The sequence below is a fragment of the Lentzea sp. NPDC037011 genome (assembly GCF_055607425.1).
This window is the reverse complement of sequence record NZ_JBVJRT010000001.1, coordinates 916,596-931,139: the sequence shown is the minus strand read 5'-3', so window position 1 is coordinate 931,139 and position 14,544 is coordinate 916,596. Positions and strand designations below refer to the sequence as shown.

Genomic DNA, 14,544 nt, shown 5'->3' with positions numbered 1-14,544 from the left:
TCGAGGGAAGTCCTGCTCACTCGCGGGTGACGTTGTCCCAGATCACGCGCGGCCCGATGTGGGCGGCGACACGATCGCGGGCATGTCTCGTATCGCCTACATCGGTGTGCTCACCGCGGGCGCGGTGCTGACGTTCGCCGGACTGCACGGCGCGTCGCCGGAGGCCTCCGCCTCCGGCGACGGCCAGGTGTGCGCCGCCTCGTGGTGCCCGCAGGAACGCCTCGCCCCCGTGGAAAGAGGCGAACCCACGACCAAGACCTCGTGGACCAAGCCGTCGACGACCACGACGACCCCCACGACGACCACGACCGACTGCACGACCACCACCACCGGTTCGACGACCACGACGACCGGCTCGACCACGACGACCGGTTCGACGACCACGACCACGGGCTCGACGACCACCACCACCGGTTCGACGACGTCCACGACGACGTCGACCACGGACTCGACGACGACCACCACCCCGTCGAGCACGACCAGCACCACCGACACGTCCAGCACCACCACGACACCGGTCACGACCACGACGCCGGTCACGACGACAACGCCGGTCACCACGACGACGTCCGCCACGAACGCGACGACGCCGCCGGCCACGACCACCAAGCCCGTCGCCGCGCCACCGCGCCACGACGAGGGCCACCTGGCCTCCACCGGCGCCTCGACCGGCTGGCTGGCCGCACTGGGCACGCTGCTGCTCCTCGCCGGCGCGCTCCTGCTCCTGCTGAACCGCACCAGGCCCGCCCGGCGCTGACCGCTCCGGAACTGTCGGTGGTCCTCGTCACACTGGTGACGTGCGAATCGACCAGCTGCGCGAACGCAGCGACCTCGGCGTCATCACCACCGCGACCCTGAAGTCCCTGGGCGTCTCGAACCCCTGGCACCGGTGCGCCTCGGGCGGGCCGTGGCAGCGCATGTACCCCGGTGTCGTGCTGCTGCACAACGGCCCGCCCACCCAGGACCAGCACCTCACGGCGGCCCTGCTGCGCGCGGGCCCCGGTGCCGCCGTGACGGGGGCGGAGGCCTGCCGCCGCCACGGCCTGCCCGCCCGCGGCCGCGAGCTCCACCTGCTCGCACCGGCCCCGGTCCGCGGCAGCGGCCGGCTGGTCGTCGAACGCGCGTCCCCGATGCCGCCGACCACGACCGTCGACGGCTTCCCCCTGGTGCGCCCGGCCCGCGCGGTCGTGGACGCCTGCCGTCAGCTCCGGTCGGCGGACGAGGTGACGGCCCTGGTCGCCGCCGCGATCCAGAGGGGCCGCTGCACCCCGGAGGCCCTCCGCGAGGAGGCCCGCACCCACCGCTTCGGCGCGAAGCTGGTCCGCTCGGTCCTCGCCGACCTGGGCCGGGCCGAGTCGGTGGCCGAACGGGACGCCCGCCGCCTCTCCCGCCGCATCCGCCTGACCACCCCGCACTGGAACGCCACCGTCGTCGACGCGCGCGGCCAGGTCGTCGGCAGACCGGACGCGTGGTTCGACGACGTGGCACTGGCCTGGGAGGTCGACTCGCGCGCGTTCCACTGCGGAGCTCGCGACTACGAGCGCACGCTCGCCCGCAACACGAGGTACGCGGCGGCGGGGATTCTCGTCGTGCAGACGCTGCCGGCGCGGTTGAGAACGCACCCGGACCAGGTGGCGACTGAGCTGAGACGGGCCTACGAGGCCGCCGGGGCCCGGCCTCGGCCTGCGGTGCGGATCGCGCCGGACGACCGGGCCGCGCCGCGGGGGTGGTGAGCGGCTACCGCCTCTTCCACCTCAGCCCCACCAGCGCGCCGAGCACGGCGCCGACCCCGACCATCAGCGAAGGAGAGGGCCCCGGCCGCACCGACACGACCGGCGAGATCACCGCGGGAGCCGGGGCCTGCACGACCTCGGGCTCCCGGTTCTCCTTCGCGGTCGCCGTCCACGCGGTGATGAACAACATGAACTGCGCCACGAGGTTCGCGAACACGAGCACGCCGATGACCGACCCGAACGCGGCCGAGGTCGGCGACTTCGTCGTGAACGACAGGAAGATCGTGGCGGCCTGCTTGAGCACCTCGAAGCCGATCGCGGCCGCCAGCGCGCCGCGCACGGCGCTCCGCCAGCCCACGGGCTTGCGGGGCAGGCGCGCGAGCACCCACAGGAACACCATCCAGTTCGCGAGCAGCGACAGCACGATCGTGCCGATCCGCAGCAGCACGTGCGCCCAGCCGGCGTCCTCGAACCCCAGCCACTTCAGGACCTGCTCGGCGAACCCGGAGCCCGCGGCCGTGATGCCGAAGGACAGCACGATCGCCAGCCCGAGCCCGACCAGCGACAGGAGGTCCCGCCACAGCGTTCCCAGGAACGGCAGGTCGCCCTTGGCCTGACCCCACTGCGCGGTCAGCGCGTCGCGGAGGTTGCTCATCCAGCCGAGACCGGAGTAGGCGGCGCCGAGCAGACCGATGATGCCGACGGTGCCCTTCGACTCCAGGGCGGTGTCGACGGCCTCGTTGATCTGGGTGCGCAGCTGCTGGTCCGGCACGGCCTCGGCGATGCTGGCGCGCAGCGACGCGAGCAGGTCGGGCTGCGACTGCAGCACGAAACCGGCGACGGCGAAGCCGATCATCAGGATCGGCACGAGCGAGAGCACGCTGAAGTACGTGACCGCCGCGGCGTGCTGGGTGCCGTACCGCTGGTCGAACCGCTCGTACGCGCGGATGATGTGGTCGAGCCACGCGTACTTCTGCCGCCACTTGTCCACGGGTAGGACGCTAGTGCAACCGCACTACTCGGGCAGAACGAAGCCGATCTTCTCGTACGTGCGGCGCAGCGTGCCGGCGGCGACGTCGCGGGCGCGCTCGGCGCCGGTGGCGAGGATCTTGTCCAGGCCGGCCACGTCGTCGAGGTACGTGCGGACGCGGTCCTGCACCGGCGTGACCCACTCGGTGAAGACCTCGCCGAGGTCCTTCTTCAGGTCGCCGTAGCCCTTGCCGTCGTAGTCGGCGACCAGCGACTCGACCGTGCGGCCGGTCAGCGCCGAGAAGATGGTGAGCAGGTTGGAGACGCCCGGCTTGTTCTCGACGTCGAAGACGATCTCGCGGCCGGTGTCGGTGACGGCCGAGCGGATCTTCTTCGCGGACCGCTTCGGGTCCTCCAGCAGCTCGACGACGCCGCCGGGGACCGACTTGCTCATCTTCGCGGTCGGGTCCTGCAGGTCGTAGATCTTGGCCGTGTCCTTGACGATGTACGCCTCCGGCAGGCGGAAGGTCTTGCCGTAGCGCGAGTTGAACCTGGTCGCGAGGTCGCGGGTCAGCTCCAGGTGCTGGCGCTGGTCCTCGCCGACCGGCACGTAGTGCGCCTGGTACAGCAGGATGTCCGCGGCCTGCAGGATCGGGTAGGTGAAGAGGCCGACGCCGACGGCGGCTTCCTGACGTGCGGACTTGTCCTTGAACTGGGTCATCCGCGAGGCCTCGCCGAAGCCGGTGAGGCACTGCATGACCCAGCCGAGCTGGGCGTGCTCGGGGACGTGGGACTGGACGAACAGCGTCGCGCGGTCCGGGTCGATGCCCAGCGCGAGCAGCTGGGCCGCCGAGACGCGGGTGTTCTGCCGCAGCTCCTTGGGGTTCTGCTCCACGGTGATGGCGTGCAGGTCGACGACGCAGTAGAACGCGTCGTGGTCCTCCTGCAGGGCCACCCACTGCCGCACCGCGCCCAGGTAGTTGCCGAGGTGGAACGAGCCTGCCGTGGGCTGGATGCCGGACAGGACACGCGGCCGACGAACGGGCTGTGCGGGTGCGTTCTCCGTGGACACGGGAGAAATCTTCTCAGACCGGGGAAATCAGCTCAGCGGGGTGTCCTGCTGGACCAGGTCGACGCGCTGGTTCTGCGCCGACACCACCGCCGGCTTGCGGCGCTGCTTCACGAAGCCGTACACCAGACCACCGACGCCCGCCGTGACCGCGATCAGACCGACTGGACCCGCAGCGGTGCCCGAGACACTGCTCTCAACAGCAGCGCTCAGTACAAAACTCACGCCTTGCACTTGCCGAGCCTCCCCAAAGCACAGACCACCCCGGAACGGGTGAACCTTGCTGACTGATTGGCCGCCAAGCTACCGAGGACCGGTAGCGTCCATGCGCCAAGTCAGACTATCGGTCACCGGTGATCGGATCGCACTCGCCCATATGTCGTAGTTCGCTGACGGGCGTTACGCCCTGCTAGTGAAGCCATGGTGTTGAGCTCACGCACAGTGCGCGCCGACCCGTGTTCGGACCCGGCCATGCGGCTGATCGTCTCCTCCATCAACGTGCCGCCGAGGTCGTTGGCACCGCCGTTGAGGATCTCCGCGGTGCCCTCGTCGCCGAGCTTGACCCACGAGCACTGGATGTTGTCGACGCGGCCGTGCAGCGCCAGCCGGGCGAAGGCGTGCACGGCCCGGTTGTCGCGGCGGGTGGGGCCGGGCCGGGCGACCCCCGCCAGGTAGATGGGGGCGTTGCGGTGCACGAACGGCAGCGCGACGAACTCGGTGAGCCCGCCGGTGCGGTCCTGCAGCTGCGCCAGCACCCGGAAGTGGCTGAGCCAGTGGCCGGGGTGGTCGACGTGGCCGTACATCATCGTGCTCGACGAGCGGATGCCCAGCTCGTGGGCGGTGCCGACGACGTCGAGCCAGGTCGCGGTCGGCAGCTTGCCCTTGGTCAGCACCCAGCGCACGTCGTCGTCGAGGATCTCGGCCGCCGTGCCGGGGATGGTGTCGAGCCCGGCTTGCTTGAGCTCGGTCAGCCACTCGCGCACGCTCACGCCCGCCTTGGCCGCGGCGGAGACGATCTCCATCGGGCTGAACGCGTGCACGTGCATGTCCGGCAGCCGCTTCTTGATCGCGCGGACGACGTCGGCGTAGTAGGTGACCGGCAGCTTGGGGTCGATGCCGCCCTGCATGCAGACCTCGGTGGCGCCCGCGTCCCACGCCTCCTGCGCGCGGTCGGCCACCTCCTCCGCCGAGAGCCGGAACGCGTCGGCGTCGCGCTCGCGTTGCGCGAAGGCGCAGAAGCGGCAGCCGACGTAGCAGACGTTCGAGAAGTTGATGTTGCGGTTGACCACGTAGGTGACGTCGTCGCCGACCACCTCGCGGCGCAGCTCGTCGGCGAGCCGGACGAGGTGCTCCAGCGCGTCGCCGTCGGCGGTCAGCAGCGCCATGGCGGCGTCGGTGTCGCCGAGCAGCGCGGCCGGGTCGTCCGCCGCGATCTTCAGTCCACGTTGGACGTCTTCGGGAAGTCGTTGCGGGGCAACGGGAACCTTGAGCTCGTCCCAGTCGCCGTAGACCTCGTCGAAGTCGCCGCGCCGGTCGCCGGTGCGGCCCTCGGTGTCGATCGCGGTGTTGAGGTCGGCGCGGCCGTAGGTGTCGAGACCGCCGTCCGGTTCCTGCCACTCGCGGCCGGCGACCTCGGCGTCCGGGTTCGCGAGCCCGTTCTCCAGCGCCAGCGCGGAGACGTGGGCGGTGAGCCGGGTGTCGATCCACTGCCCGGCGGTCGCGCGGACGTAGCGCGGGTAGACGTTCAGCCGTTCCCGCAAGGAGAAACCGGCGTCACGCGTGATGCCGGCGAGCTCGTCGACCTGCGGCCACGGCTTCTCCGGGTTGACGTGGTCGGGCGTGACCGGCGAGACGCCGCCCCAGTCGTCGACGCCCGCGCGCAGCATGAGGCCGAACTCCCCGCCGACCAGGTTCGGCGGTGCCTGCACGCTCACGGTCGACGGCATCACCAGGCGCGCGACGGCGATCGTCGCGGCGAGCTCGGTGAGGTCGGCGTCGGGCATGCCGCGCATCGCCGTGTCCGGCTTGGCGCGGAAGTTCTGGATGATGACTTCCTGGATGTGCCCGTACTGCTTGGCGATCTGCCGCATGGCGAGCAACGACTCCGCGCGCTCGGTCAGGTTCTCGCCGATGCCGATCAGGATGCCGGTCGTGAACGGCACGTTCACCCGGCCCGCGTCGGTGAGCACGCGCAGCCGGACCGCGGGGTCCTTATCCGGGCTGCCGTGGTGCGGGCCGCCCTTCTCGCTCCACAGCCGTTCCGCGGTGGTCTCCAGCATCATCCCCATGCTGGAGGCCACGGGACGCAGCCGCTGCAGCTCCTCCCAGCTCAGCACGCCGGGGTTGAGGTGCGGCAGCAGCCCCGTCTCCTCCAGCACCGCAATGGCGCTGGCCCGCACGTAGTCCAAAGTGGACTCGTAGCCGCGCGCCTCCAGCCACTCCTTCGCGGCCGGCCACCGGTCCTCCGGCCGGTCGCCGAGCGTGAAGAGCGCTTCCTTGCAGCCCTGCTCGGCTCCCGCGCGCGCGATCGCCAGCACCTCGTCGCGCTCCAGGAACGCGGCGGGCAGCTTGTGCGGCACGGTGGCGAACGTGCAGTAGTGGCACCGGTCTCGGCACAACCTGGTCAGCGGGATGAACACCGACCGGCTGTACGTGACGACCCCCGGCCGCCCCTCGGCGAGCAGGTGCGCGTCCCGCACCCGCCCGGCCGCGGCCAGCAGCGCGTCCAGGTCCTCCCCGCGCGCGTGCAACAGCACCGCGGCCTCGGTCGCGTCCAGCACGGCACCGTCGGCGGCCCGGCGCAGCGCACGCCGCAGGGCCGCAGCGCTCGGACGGGGCTGCGGTGGGTTCAAAGAGATGTCCACTGCCACGTCAACGACCTTAGGCCGCCGAAATTCCTGATCAGTTGTGACGGGCTGTGGGACATCCCACTCGTCAGCGCACCGAGACGAGCAGTTCGGTGTTCCGGTCCAGCGGCGTGCCCAGCGGGTCCGTCCGCGAGTGGAGGTCGTTGTAGGTGAGCTCGCGGCACAGGCTGGCGAGGGCTTCGTCGCTGCGGTCGTCGTAGTCGACCTGATAGGGCGCATCGGCTTCGAGCAACGTCGTGAACAGCGACAACGTGCCGTCACCGTTGTCGGCCACCTCGATGACGCGGGCGTGCTGCGGGTAGTCGACGTGCGCCGCGGTGTTGATCTCCCAGAAGCCCCTGCCCGGGGTGTCGTGCCGGTGCGGCGTGATCACGTTGCGGTGCGTGTGCCCGTTGACCCACGCCAGCACGTTCGGGAACCGGTGCAGCAGGTTCACGAGCGCCTCACCGTTCATCCGCGGGTCGAGCGGCCGCCTGCGGTCGGGCAGGACGTTGCCCATCGTCTGGCTGGTGTGGTGGCTGAACAGCACGAACAGCTCGTCGGTGACGTTCTGCCGCTGCGGCAGCCCGAGCCAGTCGTAGTAGAGCGAGCTGTTGCGCCGGAGGGTCCGCTCGATCCAGTTGAGCTGGTGCAGCCCGATCGAGCCGGTGGAGAACCCGGCGAGGTTCGTGGTGTCCATGCTGATGCCGGTCACCCCCGGCGCCATCCGGAACGTGTAGAAGACGTCCACCCCGTCCGCGTTGGCGTCCGTGTAACCGTGTCCGCCCGTCGGCAGATGCTTGCGCACGTACTCGCCGGTGGTGAACAGCCTGCGCCGGTCATCGGGCGTCACGGTCCTGACGACCCCACCACTCGCGAGGATGGCCATCGCCTCGGGGACGGCGGCGGGGTCGTGGAACGCCTGCGCGACCTTCGCGTTCTGCACGGGGTCACCGAACCCGACGATCTTCTTGCGCCCGGTGTACCAGCCGTCGAGCAGCCCGTCCGGCAACGCCCCGACCACGCTGTCGTCGTGGTTGCCGATCGTGGCGTACCAGGGGATGTCGAGGCCGGGGCTGGTGAACGTCCTGGTGGCCGCGTCGAGGAGCCCGGGGAGCTGCGGAAAGCCCTTGGCCTTGTAGTCGTCGGTGCCGGACAGGTCCGGCTGCCAGAACGTGCTGATCGCCGCGTTCTGCACGCCCTCGTACCGGCTGTCGCCGGTGTTGGGCGTGATCCGGCCGCCGTTGAGGACCGTGAGGAACCAGTCGAGCTCGACGTGCTCGTGGTTGTCGGTGTTGTCGCCGGTGGTCATGAGGAAGTCGAACCTCCGCCCGGTGACGGGACCTCGCTGGACCGCGTTGACGCGCTTGACGAGTGCCGTCGAGCCCTGCGCGGTGAGCGTCTCCTGCGGCCGGTGCGCGCTGGACCCCATGACCGGGTGCAGGTACTCGAACCGCAGCGGGCTCTGCGCGTCGCAGATGTGCATGTCGCTGAACTGCACGAAGCTGGCGAGCGCCTGGCGCCGCGCCTCCCGGCCGGGCCTGGCCGCGACCAGGTCGCCGCGGACGACCACCGGCCAGCCCGGTCCCGCCTGGAGCCTGCGGTAGCCGCTGGTGCCGATGGGTGCGGCGGTGGTGTCGAGCGTGGTGCCCGCGGTGCTCGCAATCGCTTGCGCGTCCAGGTCGAGGAGTGGCACGCCCGCGGCGCCCACGCCCATGGCCAGCAGGAAGTTGCGCCGGTTGAAACCCGTCATGCCCGCCCCGATCCATCGATGGTGAATCGTGCTCATGTTCGGGGAACGGCCGGGTTGAATCGAGCGGGCGGTCGGGTGACGGGAGCGATAAAGGCCGGGTGGGCTGGGTCGGACGGCGGAACGGGTGACCGGCCGTGCGGCGGTGCGGTGCTGGGACGTGAACCGGGTGACGCCGGTCAGCTCAAGCCGGCCGACAACTGGCGCAGGTGCTCTTCCAAGGAGACGTAGTCCGCGAACGACTTGCCGTCGCTGAACTCGGCCAGCAGCTCAGTGGCGCGCACCGCGTCCCACAGGTACGCACGGGGATCACGCCGCATACAGGGTTTCCTTGGTGTCCATCACCTGCTGGTGGAAGTACGGGTTGCGGATGCCGGCGCCGACCACCAGGTCGACGGGCCGGTCGAGGATCCGCTCCAACCCTTCCTTCAGCGCGAAGTAGCTGCCGAAGTGGTCGAACCCGTCGGTGACGTCGAACTCCACGAGGATGTCCACGTCACTCGACTCCCCGTCGAACGACTCCCCGACCGCCGACCCGAACACGTCGAGCCGGCGGACGCCCAGCGTCCGGCACAGGTTCTCGATCTCGGTCAGCTTGGCGGCCACGACCTCGTGCACCCTCGTCACCTCCTGGGCACGATTGTGCCTGATCCGCAGTCTGCGATCAGCCCGAGTACACGACGGTCACCGGGGCGTGGTCGGACCAGCGTTCCGCGTAGGTGGCCGCCCGCTCCACCACCGCGGACACCGCCCGCCCAGCCAGCCCGTCCGTCGCCACCTGGTAGTCGATGCGCCAGCCGGAGTCGTTGTCGAACGCCTTCCCGCGATACGACCACCACGAGTACGGCCCGACGACATCGGGGTGCAGCGCGCGCACCACGTCGTTGTACCCGGAGGCGAACACCGAGGACATCCACTCCCGCTCGTACGGCAGGAACCCGGACTCCTTCTGGTTGGTCCGCCAGTTCTTCAGGTCGGCCTGCTGGTGCGCGATGTTCCAGTCCCCGCACACGAGCACCTCACGGCCCGACACGGCGGCCTTCTCCCGCAGCGACACCAGGTACGGCAGGAAGGACGCCATGAAGCGGTCCTTCTCCTCCTGGCGCTCGGTGCCGACGTCACCGGAGGGCAGGTACAGGGACGCGACGACGACGCCGGGCAGCTCGACCTCCACGTAGCGGCCGCTCGACTCGAACTCCGCTTCGCCGAAGCCCACGCGGACCGATGACGGTTCAACGCGCGAGAGCACGCCCACGCCAGCGCGGCCCTTCAGGGACGACGGGGCGTACACGGCGTGCCAACCGGGAGGGGTGTGCAGCTCGGCTGCGAGGTCACCCGGTTCCGCGCGGACCTCCTGCAGGCACACCACGTCCGCCGAGGAGGACGCGAGCCACTCCAGGTAGCCCTTCTTGGCGGCGGCGCGCAGACCGTTGACGTTGACCGTGGAGACCGTGAGCACGACCGGGGAGCCTACTGGGAGGCCAGGCCCCAGGCGTGCGGGTACTCGGCACCGCAGCCGGCGCAGTGGGCGCGCAGGTCGAGGTAACCGACCAAGGTGGCCATCTCGTCACGGGGCAGCGCGAGTTGGCGCTGGCCGTCCAGCTCGGTGTAGAGGCCCTGCCACTCCGGCGTGCAGGTGCACCGGGTCGTGGACTTCGCCCGGCCCCACCGGAACATGTTGCGCAGCATGGCACCAGTGTGCCAGCCGGGCCTACCTGCAGGTGGAGTCGCTCGTCAGCGCCACGAACTGTCCGTTGACCCAGCGGCGGTCGCTCAGCATCCGGTAGCCGTTCTCGACGCGGTCGGAGGCGTCGGTCACGGCGTCGCGGGGCATCGTGGAGACGATCGGCTGCATGTCGCCGGGACCGGAGCGGACGTTGAGGATGTCCGCGGTCACCGTGATCTTGCAGACCTGGTCGGCCTTGTCGGTGCCCATCGGCTTGCCGCCGTTCGCGACGTACATCACCCCGGCGACGCCGAGCACGCCAATCACGATCATGCCCCGGACCGGAACACCCAGCATCGTCGCCTCCCGCGCACCGCACTGCCTTCGATCAGCAGATATAGCGGCTGGGAGGATGCGCCGGACGGCCCGGCGCGGCAACCACCCGCAAGAGGAACCGACCGGGTGACGCGGGAACGAAGAAGGCCACCCCGGCGTGACCGGGGTGGCCTTCGACGAACCGTTCAGGCGAACGTCAGAACGACGCCATCTTCTTCTTGAGGTTCTCGTCCAGGGCGGCGAGGAAGTCCTCGGTGGTCAGCCACTCCTGGTCCTTGCTGATCAGCAGGGCCAGGTCCTTGGTCATCTGACCGGACTCGACGGTCTCGATGACGACCGACTCGAGCGCCTCGGCGAAGCGGATGACCTCGGGGGTCTCGTCCAGCTTGCCGCGGTGCATCAGGCCACGGGTCCACGCGAAGATCGAGGCGATCGGGTTCGTGGAGGTGGGCTTGCCGGCCTGGTGCTGGCGGAAGTGGCGGGTGACCGTGCCGTGGGCGGCCTCGGCCTCGACGGTCTTGCCGTCCGGCGTCATCAGGACCGACGTCATCAGGCCGAGCGAGCCGAAGCCCTGCGCGACCGTGTCGGACTGGACGTCACCGTCGTAGTTCTTGCACGCCCAGACGTAGCCGCCCTCCCACTTCATGGCCGCGGCGACCATGTCGTCGATGAGGCGGTGCTCGTAGGTGAGGCCCTTGGCGTCGAACTCCGCCTTGAACTCCTCGTCGAACACGCGCTGGAAGATGTCCTTGAACTGGCCGTCGTAGGCCTTCAGGATCGTGTTCTTCGTGGACATGTAGACGGGGTAGCCCCGCTGCAGGCCGTAGGAGAACGAGGCGCGGGCGAAGTCCTCGATGGACTTGTTGTAGTTGTACATGCCCATCGCCACACCGCCCTCAGCCGGGAACTCGGTGACGACGTGCTCGATCGGGTCCGAGCCGTCCTCCGGCTGGAACGTGATCGTGAGCTTGCCGGCGCCGGGCACCTTGAAGTTGGTGGCCTTGTACTGGTCGCCGTGGGCGTGACGGCCGATGATGATCGGCTTCGTCCAGCCGGGGACCAGGCGCGGCACGTTCGAGATGATGATCGGCTCGCGGAAGACGACACCGCCGAGGATGTTGCGGATCGTGCCGTTCGGCGAGACCCACATCTTCTTCAGGCCGAACTCCTCGACCCGCGCCTCGTCCGGCGTGATCGTGGCGCACTTGACGCCGACGCCGTGCTTCTTGATGGCGTTCGCGGCGTCGATCGTGACCTGGTCGTCGGTGGCGTCCCGGTGCTCGATGCCCAGGTCGTAGTACTCCAGGGTGACGTCCAGGTACGGGTGGATCAGCTTGTCCTTGATGAACTGCCAGATGATCCGGGTCATCTCGTCGCCGTCGAGCTCGACGACGGTGCCCTGAACCTTGATCTTGCCCATAACTCCGGGCGCTCCTCTCGCGACGATGCAAGCAAGACAAGCGTACTGGTAAACCGCTCCGACGCGCCTGCGACCCTGGTTACACCGGTTCGGGGTTGCGGTCGGTCGAGCGGCTCACGTGCTCCCACTTGTCGATTTCCGCAGTTCGTGCCTGGTCCGCCAGGCGGACCAGTTCCACCGCGTCACTGCCCAGCAGCAGACGCAGCGGCGGCTCGTCCATGGCTACCACGTCGAGCATGACCCTCGCCGCCTCGGCCGGGTCACCCGGCATGTTGCCGTCCGCGCCGCGAACCATGCCCAGCAGTACCCCGACAGACGGAACGTAGTCCTCCGACGGCTCGGTCACCACCAGGGACGGGCCCGTCCAGTCCGTCTGGAAGCCGCCGAGCTCCAGCAGGGTGACCTTCACGCCGAACGGCGCGGTCTCCGCCGCCAGCGACTCGGAGAAGCCGCGCAGCGCGAACTTGGCCGTCACGTACGGGCCGAGCCCGCCGCCGAACGCCACGTGCCCCGCGGTCGAGCCGGTCATCAGGAAGTGGCCGGACCGCTGCCGCCGCAGCACCGGCAGTGCGGCGCGGGTGACGTTGACGACGCCGAAGAGGTTGACCTCCAGCTGTTCGCGGAAGTCGGCGTCCGAGCACTGCTCGATCGAGGTCACGTGCCCGGAGCCGGCGTTGTTCAGCACCACGTCGAGCCGACCGAACTCCGCCACCGCGGTCTCCACCGCCCGTCTGGCCTGATCGGCGTCGCGCACGTCGAGTGCGACAGCTCGGACCCGGTCATCGTGCCGGGAGACGAGGTCGTCGAGGTCGCGGGGGTTGCGCGCGGTGGCGACGAGCCGGTGCCCGGCGGCGAGCACGGCCTCCGCGGTCTTGCGGCCGAGACCGCGGGAGCTGCCGGTGATGAGCCAAACCTGCGTCATGTCCACACGTCCTTCATCGAGTGATCAGTTGTCCGCAGATATGGAGTTCACGACCGACCGCGTGATACCTGCGACTACTGTTCACACTGTCGGGTGATCTTCAGGAGGGGCGTCGGTGTCCACTGGGCCAACACACGCGATGAGCGGCCTGCTTGCCTGGTCCGCCGTCACCGCGTTCGCTTCCGCTCACCCGATCGGCCAGCTGTCCCCGCAGAGCTGGGCGGTGGGGGCCGTGCTGGCGACCGGTGCGGCGTTGCTGCCCGACCTCGACCACCCCGGCTCGACCATCTCGCGCACGTTCGGCGCGCTGAGCGGCGGCCTGTCCGCCGGCATCAACATGCTGAGCGGCTTCGTCTACCGGACCACGAGGACGAAGAAGGACTCCAAGCGCGACGGCGGCCACCGCGGCCTGACCCACACGCTCGTCTTCGCGTTGTTCGCGGCCGTGTTCACCACCGCTGTCGTGCAGAACAGCCAGAAGTGGGCGCTGCCGGTGCTCATGTTCGTGTTCGCCGGTCTCGCGGTGCGCGGCATCATGAACGACTGGTGCCCCAAGCAGGACGCGTTGCTGATCACGGCGGTGTCCGCGGGGATCACGTGGGCGATGATCGCGTGGACGGCGCAGACGAACGCGTCCGCGGCGGCGGCCGGCATCGCGGTCGGCGTCGGGTGCTTTGCGCACTACGTCGGGGACGCGATCACCGAGCAGGGCTGCCCGATCCTGTGGCCGGTGCCGATCATGGGCAAGACCTGGTACCCGGTGGCGCCGCCGAAGATCATGCGGATGAAGACCGGCGGCGTGGTCGAGATGGCGGTCGTCGGGCCGATCGTGACGGGTCTGTCGCTGTGGCTGGGACTGGCCGCGTTGCAGGCCACGGGCGCGTTGCCGTTCCTGGACTGGATCGACCTGCTGCCGATCTGACGTTCGCCGGCAGTCCACCCGGCGGCCACCTCCGCCTCATCCGAACGGTCTAGCCTCCACGGACCCCGGCCGGTTGCGTGGAGGGTGTTGGTCACGGTGCGTCTGGCAACCTCGCCGAACAATGCCGGCCGCGTGGCCGGGATGCGTAGGCTTGACCTCGTCCAGGGCGCGGTTACCGGCCGAACGACTTCTGAAACGTTGTCCACGCCACATGTGAACGTCGAGCGATCCTTCGAGCCGCGCTGGCACCATGCGGTCTTCACGCACACGTTCCGCAACGTCCGGAAGCCTTTCCACCTCAGACTGCGCGGAACCGACGGCAACCGCGGCGCGTTCGAACCGCAGGCGGACACTCCGGGAGCCGCGAACCCGTGGGAGGACCTGTGGTGCCACACCAACCCGATCTTCGTGGAGGTCAGGTGACCAGCACCTTCGTCGGCATCGACGCCGGTTACGAAAACCGCTGGGAAGCAGAGAAGATCGCGCTGGAGCTGCACGACACGTTGCTGACGACCGCGCGCACGGTCGTCGTCCACGAGGTCGAGGGCCACCACGCGATGTCCTTCCTCGTACCGCAGCCCCCGTCCGACATCGAGGTGGACACGCTGGTCCGGCAGGGCTTCGGCGTTGCCGTGCGCAGTGCGTCGTCCGGACGGCTGGTGGGCCCGGAGGCGTTACGCGCGGGCGCGTCGGCTGCTGCCGAGGCGCACCAATATCGGCGTGAGGGGCGCGCTCTGCGTTTTCAGGGCCAACGCTCGCTGCGCGGCCGTCACGGCGTGTCGGACATCCTCGCGTTCACGGCCATAGAAGCCGTGCTGCCGCGCGGAACCCACACGGTCGACACACGGGGGAACCTCACGCCGTTCTTCCAGAACGGCAAGCTGGTGCTGGTGGTCGACTAGGGTTTGCGC

17 protein-coding genes are annotated in these 14,544 nt (G+C 69.7%); 4 read left to right on the top strand and 13 right to left on the bottom strand.

Going from position 1 to position 14,544, the window contains the following annotated elements:
• Nucleotides 1–96: 96 nt before the first annotated feature.
• A complete protein-coding gene (locus ACZ7CH_RS04725; RefSeq protein WP_470373159.1) occupies nucleotides 97–693 on the bottom strand; it encodes a hypothetical protein in 597 nt (198 codons plus the stop codon).
• A gap of 104 nt (nucleotides 694–797) precedes the next feature.
• Between ACZ7CH_RS04725 and ACZ7CH_RS04720 the strand changes: the two genes are divergently transcribed.
• Nucleotides 798–1,733 (top strand): hypothetical protein, encoded by a 936-nt coding sequence (locus ACZ7CH_RS04720; protein WP_470373158.1) that lies wholly within the window; start codon nucleotides 798–800, stop codon nucleotides 1,731–1,733.
• A 4-nt stretch (nucleotides 1,734–1,737) separates the two neighbouring features.
• On the opposite strand, the gene yhjD is transcribed toward ACZ7CH_RS04720, so the two are convergent.
• The 12 genes from yhjD to ACZ7CH_RS04660 form a co-directional block, all read right to left on the bottom strand.
• Nucleotides 1,738–2,724 (bottom strand): inner membrane protein YhjD, encoded by a 987-nt coding sequence (yhjD, locus tag ACZ7CH_RS04715; RefSeq protein ID WP_458430249.1) that lies wholly within the window; start codon nucleotides 2,722–2,724, stop codon nucleotides 1,738–1,740.
• Between the two features lie 24 nt (nucleotides 2,725–2,748).
• Complete coding sequence (trpS, locus tag ACZ7CH_RS04710) at nucleotides 2,749–3,774, bottom strand: tryptophan--tRNA ligase (protein ID WP_458430248.1); 1,026 nt, start codon at nucleotides 3,772–3,774, stop codon at nucleotides 2,749–2,751.
• Between the two features lie 27 nt (nucleotides 3,775–3,801).
• On the bottom strand, nucleotides 3,802–3,996 hold the full coding sequence (locus ACZ7CH_RS04705) for a hypothetical protein (protein WP_360395962.1): 195 nt from the start codon (nucleotides 3,994–3,996) through the stop codon (nucleotides 3,802–3,804).
• A gap of 122 nt (nucleotides 3,997–4,118) precedes the next feature.
• A complete protein-coding gene (locus tag ACZ7CH_RS04700) occupies nucleotides 4,119–6,641 on the bottom strand; it encodes a bifunctional FO biosynthesis protein CofGH (RefSeq protein ID WP_470373157.1) in 2,523 nt (840 codons plus the stop codon).
• Nucleotides 6,642–6,705: 64 nt separating this feature from the next.
• Nucleotides 6,706–8,370: a TIGR03767 family metallophosphoesterase gene (locus ACZ7CH_RS04695; RefSeq protein WP_470373156.1), complete on the bottom strand. Its 1,665-nt coding sequence runs from the start codon at nucleotides 8,368–8,370 to the stop codon at nucleotides 6,706–6,708.
• A 176-nt stretch (nucleotides 8,371–8,546) separates the two neighbouring features.
• Complete coding sequence (locus ACZ7CH_RS04690) at nucleotides 8,547–8,687, bottom strand: hypothetical protein (RefSeq protein WP_458430246.1); 141 nt, start codon at nucleotides 8,685–8,687, stop codon at nucleotides 8,547–8,549.
• Nucleotides 8,677–8,985: a nucleotidyltransferase family protein gene (locus tag ACZ7CH_RS04685; RefSeq protein WP_470373155.1), complete on the bottom strand. Its 309-nt coding sequence runs from the start codon at nucleotides 8,983–8,985 to the stop codon at nucleotides 8,677–8,679. Before ACZ7CH_RS04685 ends, ACZ7CH_RS04690 begins: the two co-directional genes overlap by 11 nt.
• A gap of 46 nt (nucleotides 8,986–9,031) precedes the next feature.
• The gene (locus ACZ7CH_RS04680; RefSeq protein WP_470373154.1) at nucleotides 9,032–9,826 is read right to left on the bottom strand and encodes an exodeoxyribonuclease III; all 795 of its coding nucleotides are present in this window, start codon (nucleotides 9,824–9,826) and stop codon (nucleotides 9,032–9,034) included.
• A gap of 11 nt (nucleotides 9,827–9,837) precedes the next feature.
• The gene (locus ACZ7CH_RS04675; RefSeq protein ID WP_360395951.1) at nucleotides 9,838–10,056 is read right to left on the bottom strand and encodes a hypothetical protein; all 219 of its coding nucleotides are present in this window, start codon (nucleotides 10,054–10,056) and stop codon (nucleotides 9,838–9,840) included.
• A 22-nt stretch (nucleotides 10,057–10,078) separates the two neighbouring features.
• Nucleotides 10,079–10,366 carry an SH3 domain-containing protein gene (locus tag ACZ7CH_RS04670; protein WP_360395950.1) on the bottom strand — a complete coding sequence of 96 codons (288 nt, stop codon included), beginning with the start codon at nucleotides 10,364–10,366 and terminating at the stop codon, nucleotides 10,079–10,081.
• A 199-nt stretch (nucleotides 10,367–10,565) separates the two neighbouring features.
• Nucleotides 10,566–11,789 carry an NADP-dependent isocitrate dehydrogenase gene (locus tag ACZ7CH_RS04665; protein ID WP_458430243.1) on the bottom strand — a complete coding sequence of 408 codons (1,224 nt, stop codon included), beginning with the start codon at nucleotides 11,787–11,789 and terminating at the stop codon, nucleotides 10,566–10,568.
• A gap of 79 nt (nucleotides 11,790–11,868) precedes the next feature.
• The gene (locus ACZ7CH_RS04660; RefSeq protein ID WP_470373153.1) at nucleotides 11,869–12,711 is read right to left on the bottom strand and encodes an SDR family NAD(P)-dependent oxidoreductase; all 843 of its coding nucleotides are present in this window, start codon (nucleotides 12,709–12,711) and stop codon (nucleotides 11,869–11,871) included.
• 115 nt (nucleotides 12,712–12,826) lie between these two features.
• Between ACZ7CH_RS04660 and ACZ7CH_RS04655 the strand changes: the two genes are divergently transcribed.
• The 3 genes from ACZ7CH_RS04655 to ACZ7CH_RS04645 all read left to right on the top strand — a co-directional run bounded on the left by ACZ7CH_RS04655 (nucleotide 12,827) and on the right by ACZ7CH_RS04645 (nucleotide 14,535).
• Complete coding sequence (locus tag ACZ7CH_RS04655; RefSeq protein ID WP_360395945.1) at nucleotides 12,827–13,633, top strand: metal-dependent hydrolase; 807 nt, start codon at nucleotides 12,827–12,829, stop codon at nucleotides 13,631–13,633.
• An 87-nt stretch (nucleotides 13,634–13,720) separates the two neighbouring features.
• Nucleotides 13,721–14,056, top strand: a complete 336-nt coding sequence (locus ACZ7CH_RS04650) for a hypothetical protein (RefSeq protein WP_470373152.1) — start codon at nucleotides 13,721–13,723, stop codon at nucleotides 14,054–14,056.
• The gene (locus ACZ7CH_RS04645; protein WP_470373151.1) at nucleotides 14,053–14,535 is read left to right on the top strand and encodes a hypothetical protein; all 483 of its coding nucleotides are present in this window, start codon (nucleotides 14,053–14,055) and stop codon (nucleotides 14,533–14,535) included. The genes ACZ7CH_RS04650 and ACZ7CH_RS04645 overlap by 4 nt, the downstream gene beginning before the upstream one ends.
• The last annotated feature ends 9 nt before the right edge of the window (nucleotides 14,536–14,544 follow it).